The following is a 22276-nucleotide window of genomic DNA, read 5'->3' as shown; positions in this document are numbered from 1 at the left end:
GCCGGGGAGAGACTCCCCGGCCCGATTTTCGGGTCTTGCGGCGTCAGGACAGGGTGCAGGAAAGGCCGTTGTCACCCGAGATCGTCTTGAAGCCGTACTGCGTGATCAGCCCGGCGAGCGCGCCACCGCACAGCGGGCTCGCGGTCGAGGCGTCGTCGCCCTCGTCGAAGCCCACCGCGCGCTTGGCCTGGTCGTAGGCCGGCGTGCGGTTGTCGAGAACGTGGTACACCACGCGCGAGCCGAGGTAGGTGTCGGCGAACGCCGGGGCGTAGCTGCCCGCCGAGCCGGTCACCTGGTCGCCGTCGGAGCCGGCGCCGGTCAGCTTGTTCACGGTGAAGTCGGCGCGCTTGTCGGACTCGACGCCGTTGCCCTGCGCGATCCACTGGGCGTCGGAGTACGGGGCGATCGCGGTCGCGCGGTCGGCGTCCGGGATCGAGGTGCCGTCGTTCTCCTGGAAGCGGTTGATCGTCAGGCCGGAGATCGTCGCCGGGTCGAAGCCGAGCACCGTGTTGGTGAAGAAGCTCAGCGTGCCCGAGCCCACCTGCGGCAGGTACAGCTTGATCGCCGCGTCGGCCCCGCCGACCTCCGACCAGTTCGTGATGGTGCCGCGGTAGATGTCGCGCAGCTGGGTCAGCGTCAGGGTCAGGTTCGCGCCGGCCCCGGTCGACGAGGAGGACCACGCGACGCCGTCGCGGGCGAAGCCGTAGTACTCGAAGCTGGCCGGGTCGCTGGTGGAACGCGGCGACGACGAGCGGGCGATGTCGATCCGGCCGTCGCCGGCGTCGGCGGAGTTCTTCAGCGCGGTCTTGCCCTGCGACGAGCCGTTCGGGGTCGGCGCGAGGGTGAACTCCGGCGTGTTGCCGTCGCCCGGGACGTCGAAGGACGCCGCACCCGGCGGGACGTTGACGTAGTTGTCGGTGTCGCTGTTCCACGTCGCCGAGTTGGCGTTGGCGAAGATCGCCGAGGTGATGTTGAAGATCGTGTCCGACCCGGCCGCGGCGAGCACGTCCTGGTTGCCGTCGGCCGGCGCCACCGCCGAAGCCGTCCCCGTCAGAAGCAAGCAGGCCGCGGCCGTGATACCGGTCGCGCCGAGAAGCCGAGTAGTACGAGCACGCATCGTGTCAGCACTCTTTCTCTCTGGTTCCCCACATCGTCACGGGATTCCGTGACCACACCCATCTCCTCGCGCCACGCTGTCCGCCGCCGGTGTTCCGCGTTCCCACCCGACGTCGCGGTGGTTAAGCTCCGGCAAACGCACATTGCGTGATTGTTGCTCACTGAGCGGGTCGTGAATTGGCCCGGTACTTCGTCCGCCAGTCCACTATGGTCTCGACGTCGCGTGCGGTGTCCGCGGCGGCGACCGCCGAGCGGAAGCGGTCGAGCCCGCGCTGCGCTTCGATCCGGCGGCCGTAGGCGTGCGTGGCGACCGCGACCGGCCCGTCGGCTGCACGCAGCCGCCACCGCCAGCGGCCACCGCTCGCGTGGGCGAATTCGACGGCCGGCTCGTCGAGGTGGGCGCGGAGCCAGCCGATCGCGGCTAGGCAGTCGTCGACGCGCGCGAAGTCCGTCGCGGCGGCGCCCAGCGAGGCGTTGTTGCCGCCGAGCAGTCGCCAATGGACTCGGTCCGGTGCGGTCCGGACGAGCTGGAACCGGGGCTCCCGCTTCACCTGACTACGCCCCTGGCGCGTGCTCGGACGCGTCAGGAAGGCGCTTTCCCATGATCACATCGGGAAGATCGGCGCAGAGCGGGCAAAGTTACCGGATACCGTGAAGGCGCGACGGCCGGAAAATGAACAATAGCCACCCAAGCCGGCCAAATTGCTCCCGGCGGCCCAGTGTGGTCGGCCGATGGGGGCAGTGTCAAGCAAGCGAAATCCGATTGCTCGCCGAAGCCGCCGACGCGACCATGGGCCGGTGTCTGGAAGCGGATGGCTGGAAGAGGTGAAGTCCGGGCTCCGCGACGCCTTCAACTGGCACGGAGACCGAACGGACCCGGATTACTACGCCGACGTCACAGGTTGGTGGCGTGACCCCGCCCTGCTCGGGCACCTCGGCCCCGCGCTGGCGCACCTGTTCGAGGGCGAGCGGCCCACGGTCGTCCTCGGGCCGGAATCCCGCGGCTGCCTGCTGGGGCCGCTGGTCGCACTGCGCTTCGACGTCGGGTTCGTCGAGGTCCGCAAGAACCGCGTGGGGTCCAGCGACAGTGACGCGTGGCGGCAGCGAACCACCCCACCGGACTACCGAGACCGGCACCTCACCCTGGGTTTCCGCAAAAGCCTGCTCCAAAGCGGCGATCGCGTGCTGTTCGTCGACGACTGGATGGAGACGGGCGGCCAGGCCGACGGCGTCCACCTCCTCGTCGAGGACGCGGGGGCCACGTGGATCGGCGCGGCAACGGTGGTGGACGGGCTCCGCAGCAACCAAGCCCGGCGGCGTCTGAACGTCCGGTCATTGCTGCACGTCCGGGAGCTCTGATTTTGTCCAGGTCGTGGTCGCGACGAAGTCTTCGAACGACCGCGGCGGCCGGCCCAGGGCGCGCTGAACCCCGTCGGCCAGGTCGGCACCGCGGCCGTCGCGGAGGTCGACCAGCAGCCCGGTGAGCAGCTTCGCCACGTGTTCCGGGACGCCGTAACGGATTTGGCGCTCGACGAACGCCTCCGGATCGACGTCGACGTAGTCGATCTCCCGCCCGGTGGCCCGCGCGATGAGCGCGGTCGCTTCCGCGAAGCCGACCGCGCGGGGGCCGGTCAGCTCGTAGACCTGGCCGTGGTGCCGATCATCGGTGAGCGCCGCCGCCGCGACCTCGGCGATGTCCTCGGCGTCGACGAACGGGGCTCGTCCCTCGCCGGTCGGGAGGGTCAACGCGCCGTCGCGGATGGCCGCCGCCCATGGGCCCTCGCTGAAGTTCTGCGCGAACCAGTTCGGGCGCAAGATGGTCCAGGCCGCGCCGCAGCCGCGGACCGCTTCCTCCGCGGCGTGCAGTGGATGGCCGGCCTCGCCGGCGCGCGGGGCGGACAGCAGCACGAGCCGGCGGGCGCCCGCCGACACCGCTTCGGCCACGAACCGCGGGAGCCGGTCCCCGGCGCCCAGGTTGGGCTCCACGAGGTAGACGGCCGTGACACCGTCCAAAGTGGAGGGCCAGGTCGTGGGGTCGGCGAGGTCGAAGCCGCGGGTGCGGGAAGCGACCCGGGCGGCGGCGCCGAGCTGCCGGGCGACGCGGTGGCCGGTCTTGCCGGTGCCGCCGAGGATCAAGGTGGTCTGCATGTTCGTAAGCCAACTCGCTGCGGGCGAGACGATCCATGGGAGAAAGTCCCCGATCCCTTTGTCAGCGTCTACATTACTGAGATGGACGTTCTCAGCGACCTGCTGCACCGGGCCCACGCCGGCCACGCGCTCGTCCGGCAGCTGATCCAGCGGCCGCCGTGGTCGCTGGCCTTCGCCGACGCCCCGCCGCTCACGCTGGTGACCACCCTCGGCGGCCACGCGTCGCTGCGTGTCGGCGACGCCACGCCGGTGCGCCTCGCCGCCGGGGACCTGGCGCTGATCAGCGCCTCCGCGTACACGATCGCCGACGACCCGGGCACCCCGCCACAGCTGGTGATCCGCGGGACGAAGAAGTATCCGGTCATCGACGCGCAGCCGGTGAGGAACCCGGCGTCGCGCACCTACGGCGACGGCGAGCCGGGGGCCACCACCATGCTCCGCGGCGCCTACGAGCTGCACGGCGCCGCCGCGGAACGGCTGCTCGCCATGCTCCCGCCGCTGGCGGTGGTGCCCGCCGGGCCGCGGACCCGAGGCGCGTTGGACCTGCTCGCCGCCGAGGTGGCCTGTGACGAGCCCGGGCAGGACGCCGTGCTCCGCCGGCTGCTGGACCTGGTGCTCGTGCTGGCGCTGCGCGGCTGGTGCGCCCGGATGGAGCCGCCGCCCGCTTGGTACCGCGGCCTGAGCGATCCCGGCGTCGGCGAAGCCCTGCGCTTGCTGCACGCCGAGCCGGCGCACCGGTGGACGGTCGCCGAGCTGGCCGTCCGGGCCGGCCTGTCCCGCGCCGCGTTCGCCGCACGCTTCGCGCGTCTGGTCGGCGAGCCGCCGCTGACCTACCTGACCGGCTGGCGGATGACACTGGCCGCGGACCTGTTGCGCGACACCGAAGACACCATCGCCGCCGTCGCCCGAGCGGTCGGGTACGACGACCCGTTCGCCTTCAGCGTCGCCTTCAAACGCGTCCGCGGTGCCAGCCCCTCGGACTGGCGCCGCGCACGGGCGGCTCCCGGTTCGTGAACGCTTGTACTCGAGACGGCGATGACACGACCAGGCCCGGCCGGACTTCGGCCCCCGTGGACCTGGTTGGTCAAGCAGGCTAGTGTCAGGCCATGCAACCTAAAGTCAGGTCAGACGACCTGACGTTCACGGAAGCGGCCCGGCGCAAGCAGATCGTCGCGGCCGCGATCGACACCATCGCCGAGGTGGGCTACACCAAGGCCTCCTTCGCGAAGATCGCCCAGCGAGCCGGACTGAGCAGCCCGAGCCTGATCTCCTACCACTTCGCCGACAAGGACGAGCTGATCGGCCAGGTCGTCGCCGAGGTCTGCGCTGCGGGCGGGGAGGTCGTGCGTCCGCACGCCGACCCGGCCGCTTCCAGCTCGGACACGCTGCGGGCGTATGTCGAGGGCAGCATCGCCTTCTACGACACCCACCGCCGCCACCTGCGCGCGCTGATGCAGATCCTCAACGGCCACCCCCACGCTCGCGAGCGCTGGGTGAACGCCGCCAATTCCGCCGAACTCGACAGCATCGAACAGCTGCTGGCCCGCGGTCAGCGCGACGGCGAATTCCGGTCCGGCTTCGCCCCACACGCGGTGGCCATGATTCTGCGCGACCTGCTGGCCGGAGCGTTGCTCAGGCTGCTGGGCACACCCGACCTCGACGTCTCCGCCTACACCCGCGAGCTCGTCGCGCTCTGTCTGCATTCCGTCGAACCGGTCTCGTGAAGGAGTTCTCCTTGCCCGACATCCAGGGCCACGTGGCCCCCGGCTACGAAGCCGTCGCCGACGCCTTCGGGGCCAATTTCGCCGAAGGCGCCGAGGTGGGCGCGGCCGTCGCGGTCTACCGGCACGGACACCCGGTGGTCGACCTGTGGGGCGGGACACCCGATGACCGACGCACTGGCCGCGCAACGCCCGCTGTGGGAGCCCGGCACCCGCCACGGCTATCACGCCCTCACCTACGGCTGGCTCGTCGGTGAAGTCGTCCGCCGGATCACCGGTCGCAGTCTCGGCCCCTTCTTCCGCGACGAGATCGCCCGGCCGTTCGGCCTCGACTTCCACATCGGACTCCCCGAGGACGACCTCCACCGCGTCGCCCGGCTCGTCCAACGCCCACCCGACTTCTCACGCGCCGCGGGACTCGACCCGAGCCTGCCGCCCGAGCCGATGCGTGAGCTCGTCACGGCCATGATCGATCCGAACTCGCTGACCCGGCGCGCCCACGCCTGTGTCGACCCGCCGTTCGACCACGACCACCCCGCCGAGCAGACCGCCGAAATCCCCGCCACCAACGGCATCTGCACCGCCCGCGCGTTGCCACGCTTCTACGCCGCCTTGATCGGCGAGGTCGGCGATCATCGCATCCTCGACCCGCAAACCCTGGCCGCGGCCACGACACCCCAGGTCACGGGACCCGATCTTGTACACTGCAACCGTTCCACCTCGGCGTCGGCCTCGGGCTGCCCGCGCCAGGGGCCGCGTGGCACTCGCCGACCGCGTTCGGTTTCCCGGGATTCGGCGGCTCCCTCGGTTACGCCGACCCGGCGACAGGCCTGGCGTTCGGCTACGTCATGAACCACATCCGCCAGAACGCCACCGCCGACCAGCCGTCCGCCCATCTCGTCGCGGCACTCCGCAGCGTCGAGCCGGCGCATGACCGCCAAGGCTGAGAAAGCGCTCCCGGCCGGCCCGCAACTTTCGTCCGTTCGCGGGTGCCCGTCCGGGTGGTTCGCGCGTTAGGATCCGCTTCCATGATCGAGGACGACGTCCCGGCCGATCCGGTCGCCTCGCGCCGCCCGGCCTACCTGAACGACCTGGCCGGCGGCGTGGATCGGTTCTTCGAGCCTCGCCGCACCGGCTGTCCGTGGTGTGGCTCCGATGCCCTTCGTGGCCGGTTGCGTACCACCGACTTGCTGCTGCACAAGCCGGGCCGGTTCGTGCTCGACGAATGCCGGGACTGCGGGCACGTCTTCCAGAACCCCCGGCTGAACCCGGCGGGGCTCGAGTTCTACTACCGTGACTGCTACGACGGGCTCGGCGAAAAGAACATGACCGGGATGTTCGAAAGCAACCGGGCGGGCTATCGCTCCCGGGCCGAGCTGGTCCGGGACATCGGCGCATCGGGTGAGTGGCTCGACGTCGGCATGGGACACGGGCATTTCTGCAAGGAAGCCGCCGCGGTGCTGCCCGGTGTCAAGTTCGACGGTCTCGATCTCGGCGACGGGGTCGACCTGGCGCGCCGGGAGGGCTGGATCCGTACCGGCTACCGGGGCTTGTTCGTGGACTTGGCCGACGAGCTCGCCGGGCGCTACGACGTGGTCAGCATGTACCACTACCTGGAACACACCGCGGAACCCCAGCGAGAACTGGCGGCCGCGATGGCGGTGTTGCGGCCCGGCGGGCTGCTGGCCATCGAGCTGCCCGATCCGGAATGCCGCTGGGCGAAGGTGCTCGGCCGGTGGTGGATGCCCTGGCTGCAACCCCAGCACCTGAACCTGATGCCGATCGGCAACCTCCGCGCGGAACTGGTGAGTCGCGGATTCACGGTGGTCGCCGAGCAGCGTGCCGAGCCGCATTCCGCGATCGACGTGCTGGCCGCCGCGATCATGGCGGTCAACGCCCTGACGATCGCGGGTGAGGATCTTCCGTGGCGCGCCGCCCCGCCGGCGCGGTGGCGGCGGATCCTGCGCAAGGCCACGTTCATCGCGTGCGTGCCGTTGTTCGTCCTGGCCTCGGTGGCGGACCGGATCAGCGCACCGTTCGGCCGGCGGCGCGGGTGGTCCAACGCGTATCGGGTGGTGGCCCGCCGGGATGTCGCATAGGCCGCCCCTTTCGATCGCCGAAGCGTGAAGCTACGAACCCACCTGCGTGCCGGCCGCATCAAGGACGCCGGAACCCCGTTCATCCAGCCGGACAGGCGGCCCCGTTCACGGTGAACCCGGTCGGAGCGGGGTTCGAGGCGGCGAATGATCCGTTGAACCCCGTCGTGAAAGCTTCGCCCGGCTGGAGATCCGTCTTCCAGGGCGGAGCCGAGGCGGTCAGCCGGTTTCCGCGTTGGGTCCAGGTGCCGCTCCAGCCCTCGGTCAGCCGCTGACCGGCGGTGAACGTCATGGCCAGTGACCACGAACGAAGAGTGTCGGGTCCTCGATTCGTGATTGTCGCCGAAGCGGTGAAACCGTTCGGCCAGGAATGTTCGATCGCGAAGTGGACCGAGCAGCTCGGCCGGCTCGGCGCGGTCGTCGGCGTGCTGCCCGGGTTGGCGGCGGAGTTCGGAGCGCTCGTTCGGCTCCGCTCGGTCGACAGCGGCGTCGCCGGGGTGTGGGTGGCGCTTCCCGAGACCGGCCTGGCTGGGTGAGATGGTGATGAAACGGGGGATTGCGTTGTGCTCGGCGAGTCGGCAGCCAGCACCGTATCCGCGGAACCCGGGAAAGACGTGGTAGGTGTCGCGGTCGCCGGCGGCAGGGACACGAAGCGGAATTCCGTGGGCGGCGGGTTCGACGGAGCCGCCGCGGCGCCGATCACGGCGGCGAGTCCACATGCGACAGCCGTGACGCCGAGAGCCACCGCGGCCTGCACGCTCCTGCGTTGCTTCGTGGGAGCCTGGTAAGTCAGGTGTTTCCCCTGGCGGCTGCCGAGTTCCCGTCCTTCGGGAGGGGCGCCGGTGACACCGCGGTCCGGTGTGGCCGGTCTTCGCGCGCGTGCTCCTGCGGTACGAAGAAGTTCGTCCACCGAGAGCTGGTCGTCCTTCCGGTGCCCAGGGGGCATCACTACCGAACCTCCAACGTTCGAACAGCCCTTCCGATTGTCCGCCGTCGACCGGCGCGAACAATTCGACCCCAGCACGGACCGCCTTCACCGCAGCGGGCGCGGGGAAGGTGGGGGTGACTCCTTGGGAATTGCTCCGTCTGGGGGAGTGGGGCTGACGGGAATCTTGCGGTTCCCATGATCGCATACTCGTCGCGTCAAGGCATCGATCGACCTGTCGATCCGTTACGGCCTAGACGAGTTGCGCCGGAGGAACATGCGAGCCGTGGTCGCCGAGATCACTGTCCATTGCGGAATTCGGCTCATTTCACGAGCGTCGATCAGTCTAGTGATCACTGGGCCGATCAAACGCAACTGGGGCCGAACCACCGAAGATAACAACGCCACAACGGTGTCTGTCCAGGCGAGGAGGAACACCCGGTCAGGCGTCCCCGTGCCGGCCGGCGGGGGCCACTACCGCCCGCCGGTCCGGCACTGGAGCCGGTCTCGACCTCAGAGCTGAGCTCCCGGCGGGAACGTGTTGACCGCGTCGGCGAGCGTCTGCGCGAGTTTGTCGTAGTAGCCGTCGTTCGGGGTGGTGCCGGTCAGGTAGCCGGGTGCGATCGTGGTGATGTTCCCGCTGTCCCGGACAGCCTTGTCGAAGTCGACGATGTCGTCGGCGCCGTAGTCGTTGAACCGGGCGACGAGGTCTGCGTTGAGCTGCTGGCGGTTCTTCTCCCGTTGGTCGCTTGCCGCGAGGCCGAGGGGTGGCACGGTGGTCAGCACGACGTGGACCAGCGAGCCGTCGGCACGTCGGAGGCACTTGAGGCCGGTGGGGCTCAGGCAGCTCATCAGTGAGGTCAGCTTCTGCTCGATGCTGGTGACGTTCGCGCCGTCGAGGATGTCGTTCGTGCCGAGGGCGAGCACGACGGTGCGCAGGTTCGGCGTGGACCGCACGGTCTGGTCGAGCGTGGCGGTCGCGTTGCCGGCGCTGAGCCCACCGGGTCGTGCCTGCGGACCGACGCCGGGTCCGCTGTTGTACAGCTGGGCCACGTCGTCGGGGTCGAGAGCCTTCTGGAAGACGCGAGCATCGGAAATGGCGCCGGTGAAGTAGTTGTTGGCGCTGCCGTTGAGCTGCACCACACCGCCGATGGTGAGCGGGCCGGTCGCGTTCCAGGGAACGACCGGGCTTCGCACGGTGCCGGCGAGTGCTCCGTTGACGTAGAGGCTCAGGTTGCCGCTGGTCACGTCGAAGGTGCCGGCGAGGTGCGTCCAGGTGTTGAGGTCGGGCGGCCCAGCGGCGTGCACCGCCGTTTGCGGCGCGGTCGACGAGTCGGTCTGCGGGGTCAGGAACGTCCACGATTTGAGGACCGCCGAGTACTGCAGGTAGAAACCACCCATCGCGGTGCCGGTCTGGCTCATTACGGTCTCGAAGGTACTGGTGGAGGACAACTTCACCCACGCGGACACGCTGTAGTTCTTGGCGGTGTTGAGCACCGGGCCGCTCGTGCTGACCATGCCGCTCGCGCCGTCGAACACGGCGGATCCACCGTGTTCGGCGCTCCAGCTCACCCCGCCGCCCAGGGTGCCGTTGTGGTTGCCCGCGCTGTCGACGGCGGTGGCGCCGGTCCCTTCGCCGAGCTTCCACTGTCCGGTCGGGCCGGTGCCGGTCAGGCTGGCGTTGACCAGGCCACCGGGCAGCGGTGTGCCGCCCGCGGCCAGTTTTGCCGGCAGCTTGTCGAGCCAGGTACCGCCCGGGCTGCCGGCGGCCGAGGTTTGGTCGCCGAGCACGGCGACCGTGCCCTGGGCCGGGTCGGTGGTCGACACGTCGATCGCGGTGACGTAGTAGGAGCTCGCCAGGGTCGTGGTGAACGGGGCGCCGTCGGTGTTGGCGGTGGCGTCGCCGCTCGCGAGGTAGCTGCTGTTGTTCGCCGACCGGTGTGCCGCGGTCCGGGTGACCGCGGTCGGCAGGTGCAGGCTGACCACGAGGTTCCCGGTCGGGGTGGCCGGGACGGCGACGGGGTCGCTGTAGCCGTCGCCGCCGGCGGGCAGGGTGATCGAGTGCCGGCCACACCCGGCCGCCAGTCCGGCGCTCGCGCAGAAGGTCAGCTGGACCGGCGCACCTGCGGTGGCGGCGGCTGTGCCGCTCTGGGCCGCGAAGGTGACGTCGTCGAGCGTCGTCGGCGTCTCGACACCGTTGTTGGACAACCGGATCCGGGCGTTCGCGCCGGAGATCGCCGGGTGCGCGACGATGCGCAGCGTCTGGTTCGCGAGGCCTGCCGTGCCGGGCGGCTGGGCGGCCGCGTTGTCGGTGGGTGCGGCCCAGGCGCCGAGCCAGCCGGCGTCGACCGGCCGGGGAGCGATCGCCATCACGTGCAGCGCGCGTGCGCAGGTGTCCGGCAGGAACGTGGTGCCCATGTTGGGCAGGGACACCGAAGCAACCTGCTTGGTCGGGTCGGCCGGCACGAACATCGCGTACAGCTTCGGGTGGTACGTGCCCGGCGAGGTCCCCGTGTTCCAGTGCGACAAGATCGCCGCCGGTGCCTGGCCGGGACCGCCGTCGATCCAGTCGGGCACGGTGGCCAGCGTCGCGTCGGAACGGGTGCCGTCGGTGTAGGTGATCGACATGGTCGTGGCCGGTGAGGCACCGCAAGTGGCGGCCGCCAGCAACCCGACCCCGGTGGCCATCACCTGCTGCGCGGCGGGGAGCGGAATGGTCTGCCCGGCGGCCACGACGTTGTCGTTCCCGGTGGCCGCGTTGGCCGCGGGCATGGTGAACCGGGCGCCGCCGTAGGTGAGCGTGGAGCCGGGGGCGAGCCCGGCGGCGGCCAGTGACTGCGCGGAAAACCCCTTGCTGCCGAAATCGACCGAGCCGACGGTGCTGTTGTCGGTGCCGATGCCGTGGTTGTTCATCGCGTCGGTGAAGCTGGCGGCGGTGACGTTGTTGATCGGGGTCACCGCGAGGTAGTCGACGCCCGCCATGTAGCGGCTGCCCGTCGACGCCGGGTTCGTGGCCACCACGGTGATCTTGTAGGTGTGTGCGCCCTTGGTCAGGTGCAGCCCGCCGAAGGCCAAGTACGCGGTGGCCCCGGTGGCGTCGTAGCCGTCCCAGGGGGTGGTGTCCGTGCCCAGCAGCGGCTTGCCGTCCAACGCGATCAGCAGCTTGCCGTAGTCCCAGGACTTCGTCAGGTTCGCGCCGAGTGCGTAGTCGGCTTCGATCGGGGTGGTGAAGGCCATGCTGAACGACTGGCCGGCGGCGCTGCCCTGGAACCAGAGCTGCTGCTGACCGGACCACGGCCAGTTGCTGCCACCCGGCTGGGCACCGAGGCCGACGTTCTGCCCGTTCGGCTGGGCCGGGGTGATCGCTCCCGTGTTCTCACCCTCGAGGTGGGTGGTGGTCACGCCGACGTTCGGCGAGACGTAGAACGCGTAGGGCGCCGACTCGGGGGACATGTTGTGCGCCTTGTCGAAAGTCCGCACGTACATCGTGTGGTACCCCGGGCTGAGCCCGGCCGGAACGGTGATGCTCGCCTTGCCGTCCGCTGTGGACACCCAGCCGCCGTTGGTGAACGTCTGGTCGTAGTTGCAGTCGGCGGTGTGGGGCAGCGTCTCGGTCCCCGCGCCGGCGAAGGTGTAGGAGAACCCGGCCACGTAGGGCGTGCCCGCGGCGTTCACCGTGATCTTCCCGCCGACGCCCTGTGGCGCACCCCAGTTTCCGCTGGGGTAGTCGAAGCTGCTTATCGACGGTACCTGGGTGATCGGCGTGCTGATCGCACTGAACTGGTACCAGGGTGACCAGCCCGGTGACCAGGTGTTCTTGGACGAGTCCCCGGGAAACGAGTTCTCCACAGTGACTCGGAAGGCGTTGTCGCTGTTGCCGAGGTCGGCACCTTCCTGCCACCCCGCACGGGCTCCGGAGGCCGAGCCGACGGCCGTACCGTTGCCCGCTTTCCAGGTGGCCCCCGTCGAGTCCCAGAGCTGGTACCAGAGGCCGACGTTCAGCGGCGGGTTGTTGTTGTCGGTCGCGGTGGCGTAGAGCGTCGGGAAGGCGTCCGGGGTGTAGACCTTTCCACCGCAGACGACTTCGTGGGACACGTGCAGATCGTTGGCGTCGTTCGGCGGGAAGCTGAACGTGACGTCGAAGCTGGCGCCGGTGGCGAACTTCTTCCACTGGGCGCCGTCACCTTCGTTCACCGCGGTCAAGGCCAGCGTGGTGTTGGGCCAGCTGCCGTTGGCCGCGTCGCGTGCGGCGGTGATCGAGTTGAAGACCACGTTGGCCGCGCCACCGCAGCCGTCGCCGGCGTGGGAGTACTGGGTGTCGATGACGCCGCCGAGCGGGCCGGGCCAGCGGGTCCCGCTGTTGATGACCCCGGCTTCGTGCAGCTGGACGGGCTCGTCGGTGCAACCTTGGTACTGGTGCACTTCGTTGGCGTAGAAGGACGACGAGAAGATCGTCGCCACCCTTCCGTTCCGCTGCTGCAAAGGTCCGCTGTCCATCTGGAAGTACGACCGCGCGGTGCCGATACCGCTGCAGTGCGCGGTGTCACCGCAGTAGCCGACCTGCTGCGGGAACCCTCCGTTGTTGAACTCCTGCTCGCTCGTGCTGCCGTTCGAGACGACCAGCCAGGCTTGGGTTCCGCCGGACATCGACGGGTCGAGGTAGAGCGGATAGGTGACGCCGGGACCGGTGAGCGCGCCCGCCGGCGGCACGAGCGTCAGGCTCGCCGTGGTGCCGGCGCCGAGGTCGGCGGCGGCCTTCTTCGCCGTGGCAGGAGCCGAACCGCCGAGGGTCAGCGCCAGCGGGCTCAGGTGCCCTTCGGCGGGATCGGTGGCCGAGGGCACCCCGGTCTTGACGTCGTGTGCCGAGTCCCACATCACCGGGGCGGCACCGTGGAAGACCTCGGTGCCCGAAGCGTCCTTTGCGGACAGTCTGCCGTCGTCGTTCGTCAGGGCCAACCCGGTGCCGGTGACGGTCAGCTTGAGGCGGCCCAGTGCCGGGTTCGCCGCCGCGGCGGCGTCGTGCACGATCAGGACTTCGCTGTAACTGTCGGCCTGGGCGGTCAGTTGCAGGTCGACGCCGGGCAGGACCGCCGGGTACGTCGCGGTGGCACCGGAGAGCACCGGTGCGGGCAGAGTGTCCGGCCAGGAAAACGCAATCGACTTGTCACCCGAGGTCAAGGACACGAGCGGACCGCTGCCGCCGTTCGAGAACCGGAGATCGGCGCTCACCGCGGCCGGGCGGAGCATCCCGTCCGCAGCCGGCTTCAGCGTCGGGTCCACCGGCACCCAGCCACCATCGCGCCGGACCCGGACCGGGTGCACCGACGACGACATCGTGAACGTGGTGTCCGGATTGGCCACCACCCGGCGGGTCTCGGTGGTCTGGTCCGCGACTTCGACCGGGTGGCCGGTCTCCGCGGCCCGGGCCACCGCGCTCTTCTCGGCAGGCGAGGTGGGTGAAGCGGCTGCCGGCGCACTCGCCGCGAGCGCCGGTGCCGCGGTCGCCGGCGAACCGAGCGCGGCGGATGCGGACACGGCGGTGGCGACGACCAGTCCGATGTGGACGAGCCGCCGGGAAACACCGGAACGGATTCTGAAACCGGACATGCGCACGCGAACGCCGCCTCCCCCTAGCAAGCTGGCTCATTGCCAAGCCAACGGCGAACGCAGACGCTAGCTGCGAGAGGAAACCGGCGCAAGGTCCGAACGCGACCGGAAGGCAAATGAAGTCTTTAAGAAGAGTTTATTATCTCTATACTTTCTACTGAGAGTAGTTTTTCGCCGCAATCGCTCGGGGCTGCGGCGTGGCCCGGCCTTGACGTTCCCGCATCCGGCCTCTTGTTCGGTGGATGTCGATCTGTGTAGCGTTTTGATCTCCGGGCGTCCGGGTGTTCGAGGGGGGAACGCGATGAGCCGCGTCATGGGGACGAGTACGTCTGTGCGCAGACGCCCGTGGGGATCGCTGAGACAGCCCAATCGCTGGCTGTCGACGGCTATTGCCGCGACGTTGGTCACTTCGCTGGTCAGTGCCGTGGCCGGGCCGGTCGCCGTCGCCGCGCCACTGCACCGCCGTCCGGACGTGCAGAGCGAAAAATCCGTACCGCACAAAGACTTCCCCCTGCAGAAGCCTCCTTCATCAAGCAAACAGGACAGTGGGACGCCGTCGGCCGATCTGCCGGCCGCCGGCGACGCCGAAGTCAGCTTGACCGCGACCGCCGCGGGGCGACGACCGGCCCAGCGAGCCGGAACCACGCCGGTTCTCCTGGGCCGCGCCGCCCAGGGGACCGCGCCGAACGCGACGTCGGATCCGTCGCCGGCGAACTTCCACGTCCACCTGGCCGATCAGTCGGTGACGCACAAGGCAGGCATCAGCGGCGTGCTCTTCACCGTCGCCCCCACCGGCGCCGGGGCCACGCAGGCGACCGTCGGTGTCGACTACTCGCGGTTCCGCGACGCGGGCGGTGGCGATTTCGGCAACCGCCTGCACCTGGTCGGGCTCCCGGCCTGCGCGCTGACCACTCCGGAGGTCGCGGCCTGCCGGGTCCAAACCCCGTTGCCGGGCAACGTCAACGACGGCAAAGCGGGCGTCGTCTCGGCGGAGGTCACCTTCGCCGGTGCCAAGCCGGCGGCCACCTCCGGTGCGCAGCAGAGCGCGATGCCCGCGGTCGTCGCCGCGACCCCCGGCCCGTCCGGCCCGAACGGCACCTTCACCGCCACCTCGCTCGCGCCGTCGGGTACCTGGTCGGTCGGCGGCGCGACCGGCAACTTCACCTGGACCTACCCGATCGCCACCCCGCCACCCGCGGCAGGCGGCGACGTCGCACCCAGCGTCGGCCTGTCCTACGACTCGTCCGGTGTGGATGGTCACGTCGCCTCGACCAACGACCAGCCGTCGTGGATCGGCGAGGGCTGGGACTACAACGCGGGCTACCTCGAACGCACTTACCGGCCGTGCGCCGATGACCCGGCGGGCACCTCCGGCAAGACCACCGACCAGTGCTGGGCCGGTCAGATCCTCACGCTGAACCTCGGCGGCCAGTCCACCCCGCTCGTCCACGACGACGCGCACCCGGACGTCTGGCGCCCGACGACCGACAACGGCGCGCGGGTCGAGCGGCTCACCGGCGCCGACAACGGAGCACTCGACGGCGAATACTGGCGTGTCACCACGACCGACGGCCTGCAGCACTACCTCGGCCTGAACAAGCTTCCCGGTGCCGGCGACCAGCGGACGAACTCCACCTGGACGACCCGCGTCTACGGCGCGCACTCCGGCGAGCCCTGCAACAGCTCGGCGGGCTTCGCGGCATCGTCCTGCACGCAGGCCTACCGCTGGAACGTGGACCTCGTCGAGGATCTGCACCACAACGCCACCGCGTACTACTACACGACCGAGAAGAACTTCTACGGCGCGAACAACGCGACAGCCGGCGTCGAGTACACCCGCGGCGGCTCCCTGTCCAGGATCGACTACGGGCTCCGGGACGTCGGCGGCGTTTACGGCGCACCCGCCCCGGACCAGGTCGTGTTCACCACTTCCGAGCGTTGCACGCCGGCCGACGCGGTCACCTGTGATCCGGCGCAGTTCACCAAGGACAACGCGAAGTACTGGCCGGACACCCCACAGGACCAGAAGTGCGACTCCGGGGCGACCTGCGACAACCACTCGCCCACGTTCTGGTCCACCAAGCGGCTCACGAACATCACCACGCAGTACTACAACGGTTCCGGCTACACCAAGGTCGACTCCTACGACCTCGGCCAGAAGTTCTTCGTCGGCCAAGATCCCGCCATGTGGCTGAACTCGCTCAACCGCACCGGGTTCACCCCCGACGGCCACTCGGTGACGACACCGCCCCTGAGCTTCGACGGCCAGGCGATGGACAACCGGGTGCTGAACTACAACAACCAGCCGGCGATGATCCACCGGCGGATGACCCAGATCACCACCGATACCGGCTCGATCATCAAGATCGGCTACACCACCCCTGACTGCACCAGCAGCCACGTGCCCGCGGACCCGGCCCACGACACGATGCGGTGCTTCCCGGTGTACTGGACGCCGGCCTACGACACGACCCCGATCCTCGACTACTTCCACAAGTACCTGACGACGTCGGTCGAGCTGCAGGAACCGCACGCCGTTTCCCCGAGCCAAGCCAGCACCTACACCTACGTCGGCGATCCGGCCTGGCACTTCGACGACAACGAGCTCGTCAAGCCGGCGAACCGGACCTACGGTCAGTTCCGCGGCTACGGCAAGGTCGAGGTCCGCACCGGCGCGCCGGCCGGCGCGGGGCAGCAGACCCTGACGACCACGACGTACTACCGCGGCATGGGCGGCACCGTGCCCGACTCGCTGGGCGGAACGGTGCCCGACGACAACATCTACGCCGACCAGGTCCGCGAGACGGAGATATTCGACGGGAGCGGCGGGGCGCACGTTTCCGCCACGATCAGCGATCTGGTCACGGTGGCCACCACCGCGTCCCGGGCTCGCGCCGGGCTCCCCGCACTGACCGCGAACATCGTCGCGACCGGCAAGAAGCGGATGCTGACCGACCTGGCGGCCGGGGGCACCAGGCAGAGCACGACCACCACCGGCTACGACAGCTTGGGCCGGGTGGTCCGGCAGAACGAGTCCGCCGACGGTCTCCCGGACCTCTGCACGAGCACCACCTACGCGGAGAACCTCAGCTCGTGGGTGCGGGCGTCGGTGGCCGAGACGATCAAGGCACAGCAGACCTGCCCCGCGCCGGACGTCCCGCTGACCGCGTCGGCGATCCTGTCCGACCAGCGGCACTTCTACGACAACCTGAGCGCCACGGGGGTCGTCGGTGACGCCGCCGAACCGACCCGCACCGACACCGCGACCGTCAACACCGGCGGTGCCTTGACCTGGGTCACGACCAACCGCGCCTCCTACGACTCCTCGGGACGGACCCTCAGCACGACCGACGGCCGCGGCTACGTCACCAAGCAGTCCTACGTCCCGGCCGAAGGAGGCGTGCTCGGCCAAACGACGACCACGAACGCCAAGAACCAGACCACGACGGTCACCCTCGAGGGCGGCCACGGCAAGACGACCAGCGCGGTCAACGTCGCCGGACAGCGCACCGACGCCGACTACGACGGGCTCGGCAGACTGATCTCGCTGTGGCTCCCGGGGCACGCGAAAGCAACTCAGCCGGCCTCCACCACGTACAGCTACCTCCTGCAGAACACCGGCCCGATCTCGGTGACGACCAAAACCCTCGTCGATTTCGGCACCGGAACCAACTACGTCACCGCCGTCGAGATCTACGACGCACTCGGCCAGTCACGGCAGAAGCAAGTCGATGCCGAAGGCGGCGGGCGGGTCGTCACCGACAGCTTCTACGACGGCCACGGTTGGAAGAGCCAAGGAAACGACGCGTATCAGACCGATGGCGCCCCGGCCACCACGATGATCGCCGTCGCCGACTCCCAAGTTCCGTCCAGGCACGTGCTCGCCCACGACGGAACGGGACGCCTCACCGAGGACACGTCGTATCACGGGCTGAACGCGACCTGGTCGACGAAGACCGTCTACGGCGGTGACCGCACCACCACCGTCCCGCCGGCCGGCGGGATCGAGAGCACCACCCTGATCGACGCGAGCGGCAAGACCGTCGAAACCCGCCAGTACACGGCCCCGCCGGTGATCAGCGGCAACGTCGTGTCCGGCGGCACCTACGACGCGACGTCGTACCACTACGCGGCCACCGGCCAGCAGGATCGCGTCACCGACCCCGGCGGCAGCGTCTGGAGCTACGGCTTCGACATGCTCGGCCACCGGACGAGCCAGACCGACCCGGACTCCGGTACCTCGACCTCGACCTACGACACGAACGGCAACCTGGCCACGACCACCGACGGGCGTGGCCAGACCCTGGCCTACGACTACGACGAGCTCGACCGCAAGACCGCCGAATACCTGGTGCCCGCCACCGGGCCGAAGCAGAAACTCGCCTCCTGGGTCTACGACACCCTCCAAGCCGGCAAGCAGACGTACTCCACCCGCTCGACCCCGAACGGTGACTTCCGCGTCGGCGTGACCGGTTACGACGACATGGGGAACCCGCGCGGGCAGATCGTCGGGGTCCCGGCCGGTGAACAGGGCTTCGCCGGCAACTACACCACGACGTTCGCCTGGTCCACGACCAACCTGCTGCTCACCAGCACGCCACCGGCGATCGGCGGGCTGCCCGCGGAGTCGATCGCCACCAGCTACGACAAGCTGGGCAATCCGACCACCACCACGGGGTACAACGCCTACGTTTCGGCCAGTTCCTACACGCCGCTGGGTGAGGCGCAGCAGTACACCCTCGGGCCGTCGAACAACCAGGCTTGGCTGACCTACGACCGCGATGCGCAGACCCGCAAGATCACCAAGGTCGACATGTCGGCGCAGCGAGCCGCGTCGGGTCAGCTGGATGACACGACGTACACCTACAACGCGGCCGGGAACATCACCCGCTCGGTCGATGTGGAGGGCCAAACCGGGGCGCCCACCCAGACCCAGTGCTACGGCTACGACCCGCTGGACCGCCTGACCCAGTCCTGGACCGCCACCGACAACTGCGCGGCCGCACCGTCGACCACCTCCGGCAGCAGCAACATCGGCGGCCCGAACCCGTTCTGGACGTCGTGGACGTTCGACAAGGCCGGCCTGCGCAAGAACCAGGTTCAGCACGCGCTGCCCGGAACGACCGGCGGCGACACCACGACCACCTACACCTACCCGGCCGCCGGGTCCGCCCAGCCGCACACGCTGAGCTCGACCACGACCACCGCACCCACCGGTACTTCGAGCGCGAGCTACGGCTACGACAAATCCGGCAACACCACCGGCCGCACCCTCCCCACCGGGCAGCAGACCCTGACCTGGGACGCGGAGAACCGGCTCGCCACCGTGACGACCACGGCCGGTGAGACCTCGTACGTCTACGACGCCGACGGCAACCAGCTGCTGCGCCGCGATCCGGCGAACAAAACCCTGTTCATCAACGGGCAGGAGCTCGTGCGCGACAACGCCACGGGGAAGCTGTCCGGCACGAGGTACTACAAGCACAACAGCACCACGGTCGCGATGCGCGTCGGCGGGGCGAACCCGCAGTACCTGGTCAGCGACTTGCACGACACCAGCCAGGTGGCGGTCGACTCGTCCACGTTCGCCGTCACCCGGCGAGCGATCGACCCCTACGGAAATCCGCTCGGGAACCCGACGTCCACCTGGCCGGACAGCCACGGCTTCCTCGACAAGCCCACCGACGCCGCGACGGGCCTGACCGACGTCGGCGCACGGAAGTACGACGCCACGACCGGCCGGTTCATCTCGCGCGACGCCATCACCGAGAAGACCGACCCGACCCAGCTCAACGGCTACGCCTACGCCGGCGACAACCCGGTCAACCAGGCCGACCCGACCGGGATGAGCCTGTGGAGCTGGGTCGGCGACCACATCGACACCATCAGCACGGTGCTGGTCGTCGCCGTCGTGGTCGTCGCGGTGGTCGTCGCGGCACCAGTGGCGCTGCCCGCGCTCGCCGCTGCTGCCGAAGTAGCCACCGAAGCGACCGCTGTCGTCGGCGCTGCCGTCGAAACCTCCACCGCGGCCGCGACGGCCGCATCGGCCGCCGAAGGTGCCGCGACAGCGTTCGCCGCCACCGGGTCACCGGCGATGGCGGCGATCGGCGCCGCGTCCAACGCCCTCACCACGGCGGCACCGGCCATCCTCGGTTCCGGCGCGGCGGGCACCATCGCCATGGCCACCGGTGCGGTGGTCTCGGAGTTCGTCGGGGCGTCGAACTCGCTCGGACCGCGCGGCGGCTGCGCGAACAGCTTCGCCGCCGGTACCGCGGTGCTGATGGCGGACGGCACCACCAAAGCCATCGAGGACGTCCGAGTGGGTGACCAGGTCACCAACGCCGAGCCCGGCAGCGATCGGACCGAGCGGCACACCGTCACCGACATCCACGTGACCGACACCGACCGGGCCTTCGACGACCTGACCGTGGACACCGCACTGGGCCCGCAGACGATCACCAGCACGGCACAGCACCTGTACTACGACGAAACCACCCATTCGTGGACTCCGGCACAGGACCTGAAGATCGGGGACCTCCTCCAGGGTCCGCACGGCGAGCACGTGAGGGTTCTGGCGAACCGGCACTACACAGCGAAGATCCGGACTTACAACCTCACCGTCGACCGGGTGCACACCTTCTACATCGTGGCCGGCACCCAGCCGGTGCTGGTGCACAACCAGAACCGGTGCGTCGGTACGAAGCCCTTGGAGGGTGAACACCTCGAAGGGGCCAAGGACGCCATCGCCCACTTCAGGCAGGGGCACGGTCCCGGCGCGAGCCAAACCCGTGGAGAAGTCGGCGAGTTCGACAAGGACTCGGTCTTCATGAAGGGCAGTGACGAAGAAGTCTCGGAACTGCTGGAGCACGTCGTCCTCAACAGCGACTCGTTCGACAACCCCTCGACCAACACCGAGGGGAACGGCGCACGGCACGTTCATTTCGCCAAGTTCGACGACATCGTCGGAACCGACTTCGACAAGGGCTCCGGTATCCGGCGCAAGACCAGGTGGGTGATGATCGTCGTCGACGACTACGACGACCATTTCGTCACCGCGTATCCTGTCTCGCAGTCCAAGGTCGCGAATGCGACCGGACAGACGAACGCGCAGCTGGACGCACTGTCCAAACCGGCCTCGGCAACCAAGCCCTGTACCCCGATGCGCTGCAACTAGGGAGGAGTGGTGACGGGCATCAGCGTCGAATCCGCCCGGTACCCGATCGTGGACGGGTTCGCCGTCCGGCTGGTCGATCAGGGCTACTACGGGATGCAGCCCCGGTTCTTCGACGGCGCGGGGCGGGACCTGGGCGGGTTCAGCTGGGGCACCTGGATGGATGTCCGGATGCGCTCCTGGGCCGCCGGTGACATCCCGGCCGGAACGACGGCGAAGCCGTTTTACGACGACGAACAGGGCTGGTGGCTCCAGATCCGGCCGGACGGCGAGTTCGTCTTCGTGCTGGAGGGCGAAGACGATCGTGATCCCGTCGAGATCCGGTTCCGGGTGCGGCGGGACGAATACTTCGCCGCCTGGACGGACGCGATCGGTGAAGCGCGGAAAACGTGCAGCACCTACCTGAGCCTCGACGAGGCCGAACGGGCGTCAGGACCGGTGACCCGGCTGGTCCTCGGTAGTCACAGCGCCGATTCGAGCCTCGACGACGTCGATCGGGTCCTGCGTTTTCCCGAACTCGTCCAGCTCACCCTTCTCCGGTGCGGGCTGACAGCTCTGCCCGGCGACATCGGGCAATTGTCGCGGCTGCGCTATCTCGACGTGGACGACAACCAGCTGACCGCCCTTCCTGATTCGATCGGGCAGCTGAGGCAGCTGGAGCACTTGAACGTCATGCGCAATCGGTTGCGAGATCTGCCGGAGCCGCTCTTCGACCTGCCGTCGTTGCGTTCGCTCAACTTGATCGCGAACGAGTTCTCCGCCGCGCCCGCGGGGCTGCGCCGCCTCCCCGCGTTGCGCAGTGTCCGGTTGGACGGCAACCCGCTGCCCGAGAGCGAGTTCGACCGGCTGCACGCGTGGTTCGATCACATCGACGGCTTCGACCGCTACTTCGGCTGACAGGGACCCCAGGCCATGGCTCGGCGATCCACCGGGACGCAGACACCGTTCGACCGGCTGCTCCACCTCTCCCGGCCGCGGACTCCGGAACGTGACCTCGCCGATTTCGAGGCAGGCGAGACGATCCAGGTGCTCTGTCTGGTGTGGACACTCGGCGGTGCGCGCAACTACGAGCTCAGCGGCCGAAAGCTGGCGCTGGCCAAACCCGGGCACCTCTACCTGACCAAAGGGGCACCCGTCGAGTGGCGCCGGGCCGGCGCCTCGGACGCGCTCACGAAGTACCTGCTGTGGGCGATGTCGACGCTCGGACTCGTCCGTCACCAGGGCAAGCGGGTGCCGCTGCCCAAGCCGGGTGACTCGTTCGAAGACAAGACGTGGGCCGAGAGCCGTGGCGAGGGCTCGGTGATCATCCCCGCGCAGAGCAACTGGGTGCGGGCGGCGCGGAAGCTGCGCGGGCCCAAGAGGGAAGCGTTCACCGTCCGAACCGCCGACGGCGAGCACGACATCGCCGTCCCAGCCGCCGATGTACCACTGGTCCGGCACGCGCTGAGCTGAATGCCCGGCCGGCGATCGCCGTCGGGCGACGGTCCGAGCT

Annotated in this window: 14 protein-coding genes; 9 read left to right on the top strand and 5 right to left on the bottom strand. The window is 69.3% G+C overall.

The annotated features are described in order from the left end of the window. Positions 1 to 43 precede the first annotated feature (43 nt). Together ISP_RS38095 and ISP_RS38090 are read right to left on the bottom strand one after the other, a co-directional pair. A complete protein-coding gene (locus tag ISP_RS38095; RefSeq protein WP_013229116.1) occupies positions 44 to 1033 on the bottom strand; it encodes a PstS family phosphate ABC transporter substrate-binding protein in 990 nt (329 codons plus the stop codon). A gap of 241 nt (positions 1034 to 1274) precedes the next feature. Then, on the bottom strand, positions 1275 to 1667 hold the full coding sequence (locus ISP_RS38090) for a DUF1508 domain-containing protein (protein WP_013229115.1): 393 nt from the start codon (positions 1665 to 1667) through the stop codon (positions 1275 to 1277). Between the two features lie 247 nt (positions 1668 to 1914). On the opposite strand from ISP_RS38090, the gene ISP_RS38085 reads away from it, so the two are divergent. Further along, positions 1915 to 2475: a phosphoribosyltransferase family protein gene (locus ISP_RS38085; RefSeq protein ID WP_230468541.1), complete on the top strand. Its 561-nt coding sequence runs from the start codon at positions 1915 to 1917 to the stop codon at positions 2473 to 2475. Here the strand turns inward: ISP_RS38085 and ISP_RS38080 are convergent. Beyond that, positions 2449 to 3264, bottom strand: a complete 816-nt coding sequence (locus tag ISP_RS38080; protein WP_013229113.1) for an NAD(P)H-binding protein — start codon at positions 3262 to 3264, stop codon at positions 2449 to 2451. The genes ISP_RS38085 and ISP_RS38080 overlap by 27 nt on opposite strands. 81 nt (positions 3265 to 3345) lie before the next feature. Between ISP_RS38080 and ISP_RS38075 the strand changes: the two genes are divergently transcribed. The 4 genes from ISP_RS38075 to ISP_RS38060 all read left to right on the top strand — a co-directional run bounded on the left by ISP_RS38075 (position 3346) and on the right by ISP_RS38060 (position 7084). Further along, positions 3346 to 4278, top strand: coding sequence for an AraC family transcriptional regulator (locus tag ISP_RS38075; protein WP_013229112.1), 933 nt, complete (start codon positions 3346 to 3348; stop codon positions 4276 to 4278). Positions 4279 to 4370: 92 nt separating this feature from the next. Continuing rightward, positions 4371 to 4988 (top strand): TetR/AcrR family transcriptional regulator, encoded by a 618-nt coding sequence (locus ISP_RS38070; RefSeq protein WP_013229111.1) that lies wholly within the window; start codon positions 4371 to 4373, stop codon positions 4986 to 4988. 162 nt (positions 4989 to 5150) lie between these two features. Next, on the top strand, positions 5151 to 5837 hold the full coding sequence (locus tag ISP_RS38065; protein ID WP_013229110.1) for a serine hydrolase domain-containing protein: 687 nt from the start codon (positions 5151 to 5153) through the stop codon (positions 5835 to 5837). Positions 5838 to 6013: 176 nt separating this feature from the next. Beyond that, on the top strand, positions 6014 to 7084 hold the full coding sequence (locus ISP_RS38060; RefSeq protein ID WP_013229109.1) for a class I SAM-dependent methyltransferase: 1071 nt from the start codon (positions 6014 to 6016) through the stop codon (positions 7082 to 7084). 79 nt (positions 7085 to 7163) lie between these two features. Here the strand turns inward: ISP_RS38060 and ISP_RS48430 are convergent, their stop codons facing one another. Next, complete coding sequence (locus tag ISP_RS48430) at positions 7164 to 7418, bottom strand: cellulose binding domain-containing protein (RefSeq protein ID WP_350601914.1); 255 nt, start codon at positions 7416 to 7418, stop codon at positions 7164 to 7166. Between ISP_RS48430 and ISP_RS38055 the strand changes: the two genes are divergently transcribed. Continuing rightward, positions 7414 to 7617 carry a hypothetical protein gene (locus tag ISP_RS38055; protein ID WP_013229108.1) on the top strand — a complete coding sequence of 68 codons (204 nt, stop codon included), beginning with the start codon at positions 7414 to 7416 and terminating at the stop codon, positions 7615 to 7617. The two genes, ISP_RS48430 and ISP_RS38055, sit on opposite strands and share 5 nt — an antisense overlap. 902 nt (positions 7618 to 8519) lie before the next feature. On the opposite strand, the gene ISP_RS38050 is transcribed toward ISP_RS38055, so the two are convergent. Further along, positions 8520 to 13613 carry a LamG-like jellyroll fold domain-containing protein gene (locus ISP_RS38050; protein WP_013229107.1) on the bottom strand — a complete coding sequence of 1698 codons (5094 nt, stop codon included), beginning with the start codon at positions 13611 to 13613 and terminating at the stop codon, positions 8520 to 8522. A 400-nt stretch (positions 13614 to 14013) separates the two neighbouring features. Between ISP_RS38050 and ISP_RS38045 the strand changes: the two genes are divergently transcribed. Genes ISP_RS38045 through ISP_RS38035 form a run of 3 tightly spaced genes read left to right on the top strand, consistent with a single transcriptional unit; the run spans position 14014 to position 22236 of the window. Continuing rightward, complete coding sequence (locus ISP_RS38045; protein ID WP_014467616.1) at positions 14014 to 20787, top strand: RHS repeat-associated core domain-containing protein; 6774 nt, start codon at positions 14014 to 14016, stop codon at positions 20785 to 20787. A gap of 9 nt (positions 20788 to 20796) precedes the next feature. Continuing rightward, positions 20797 to 21681 (top strand): leucine-rich repeat domain-containing protein, encoded by an 885-nt coding sequence (locus ISP_RS38040; protein WP_014467615.1) that lies wholly within the window; start codon positions 20797 to 20799, stop codon positions 21679 to 21681. A 15-nt stretch (positions 21682 to 21696) separates the two neighbouring features. Further along, positions 21697 to 22236: a hypothetical protein gene (locus tag ISP_RS38035; RefSeq protein ID WP_013229104.1), complete on the top strand. Its 540-nt coding sequence runs from the start codon at positions 21697 to 21699 to the stop codon at positions 22234 to 22236. The last annotated feature ends 40 nt before the right edge of the window (positions 22237 to 22276 follow it).

It is taken from the genome of Amycolatopsis mediterranei (assembly GCF_026017845.1).
GTDB lineage: Bacteria > Actinomycetota > Actinomycetes > Mycobacteriales > Pseudonocardiaceae > Amycolatopsis > Amycolatopsis mediterranei.
Note: the sequence above shows the minus strand (reverse complement) of the source record. Positions and strands in the feature narration are given on the sequence as shown.

What these genes read in the sequence shown, in the direction of transcription:
- ISP_RS38050 (WP_013229107.1), bottom strand. Translation starts at nt 13,613, where the DNA reads ATGTCCGGTTTCAGAATCCGTTCCGGTGTTTCCCGGCGGCTCGTCCAC.
- ISP_RS38075 (WP_013229112.1), top strand. Translation starts at nt 3,346, where the DNA reads ATGGACGTTCTCAGCGACCTGCTGCACCGGGCCCACGCCGGCCACGCG.
- ISP_RS38070 (WP_013229111.1), top strand. Translation starts at nt 4,371, where the DNA reads ATGCAACCTAAAGTCAGGTCAGACGACCTGACGTTCACGGAAGCGGCC.
- ISP_RS38060 (WP_013229109.1), top strand. Translation starts at nt 6,014, where the DNA reads ATGATCGAGGACGACGTCCCGGCCGATCCGGTCGCCTCGCGCCGCCCG.
- ISP_RS38080 (WP_013229113.1), bottom strand. Translation starts at nt 3,264, where the DNA reads ATGCAGACCACCTTGATCCTCGGCGGCACCGGCAAGACCGGCCACCGC.
- ISP_RS38035 (WP_013229104.1), top strand. Translation starts at nt 21,697, where the DNA reads ATGGCTCGGCGATCCACCGGGACGCAGACACCGTTCGACCGGCTGCTC.
- ISP_RS38065 (WP_013229110.1), top strand. Translation starts at nt 5,151, where the DNA reads ATGACCGACGCACTGGCCGCGCAACGCCCGCTGTGGGAGCCCGGCACC.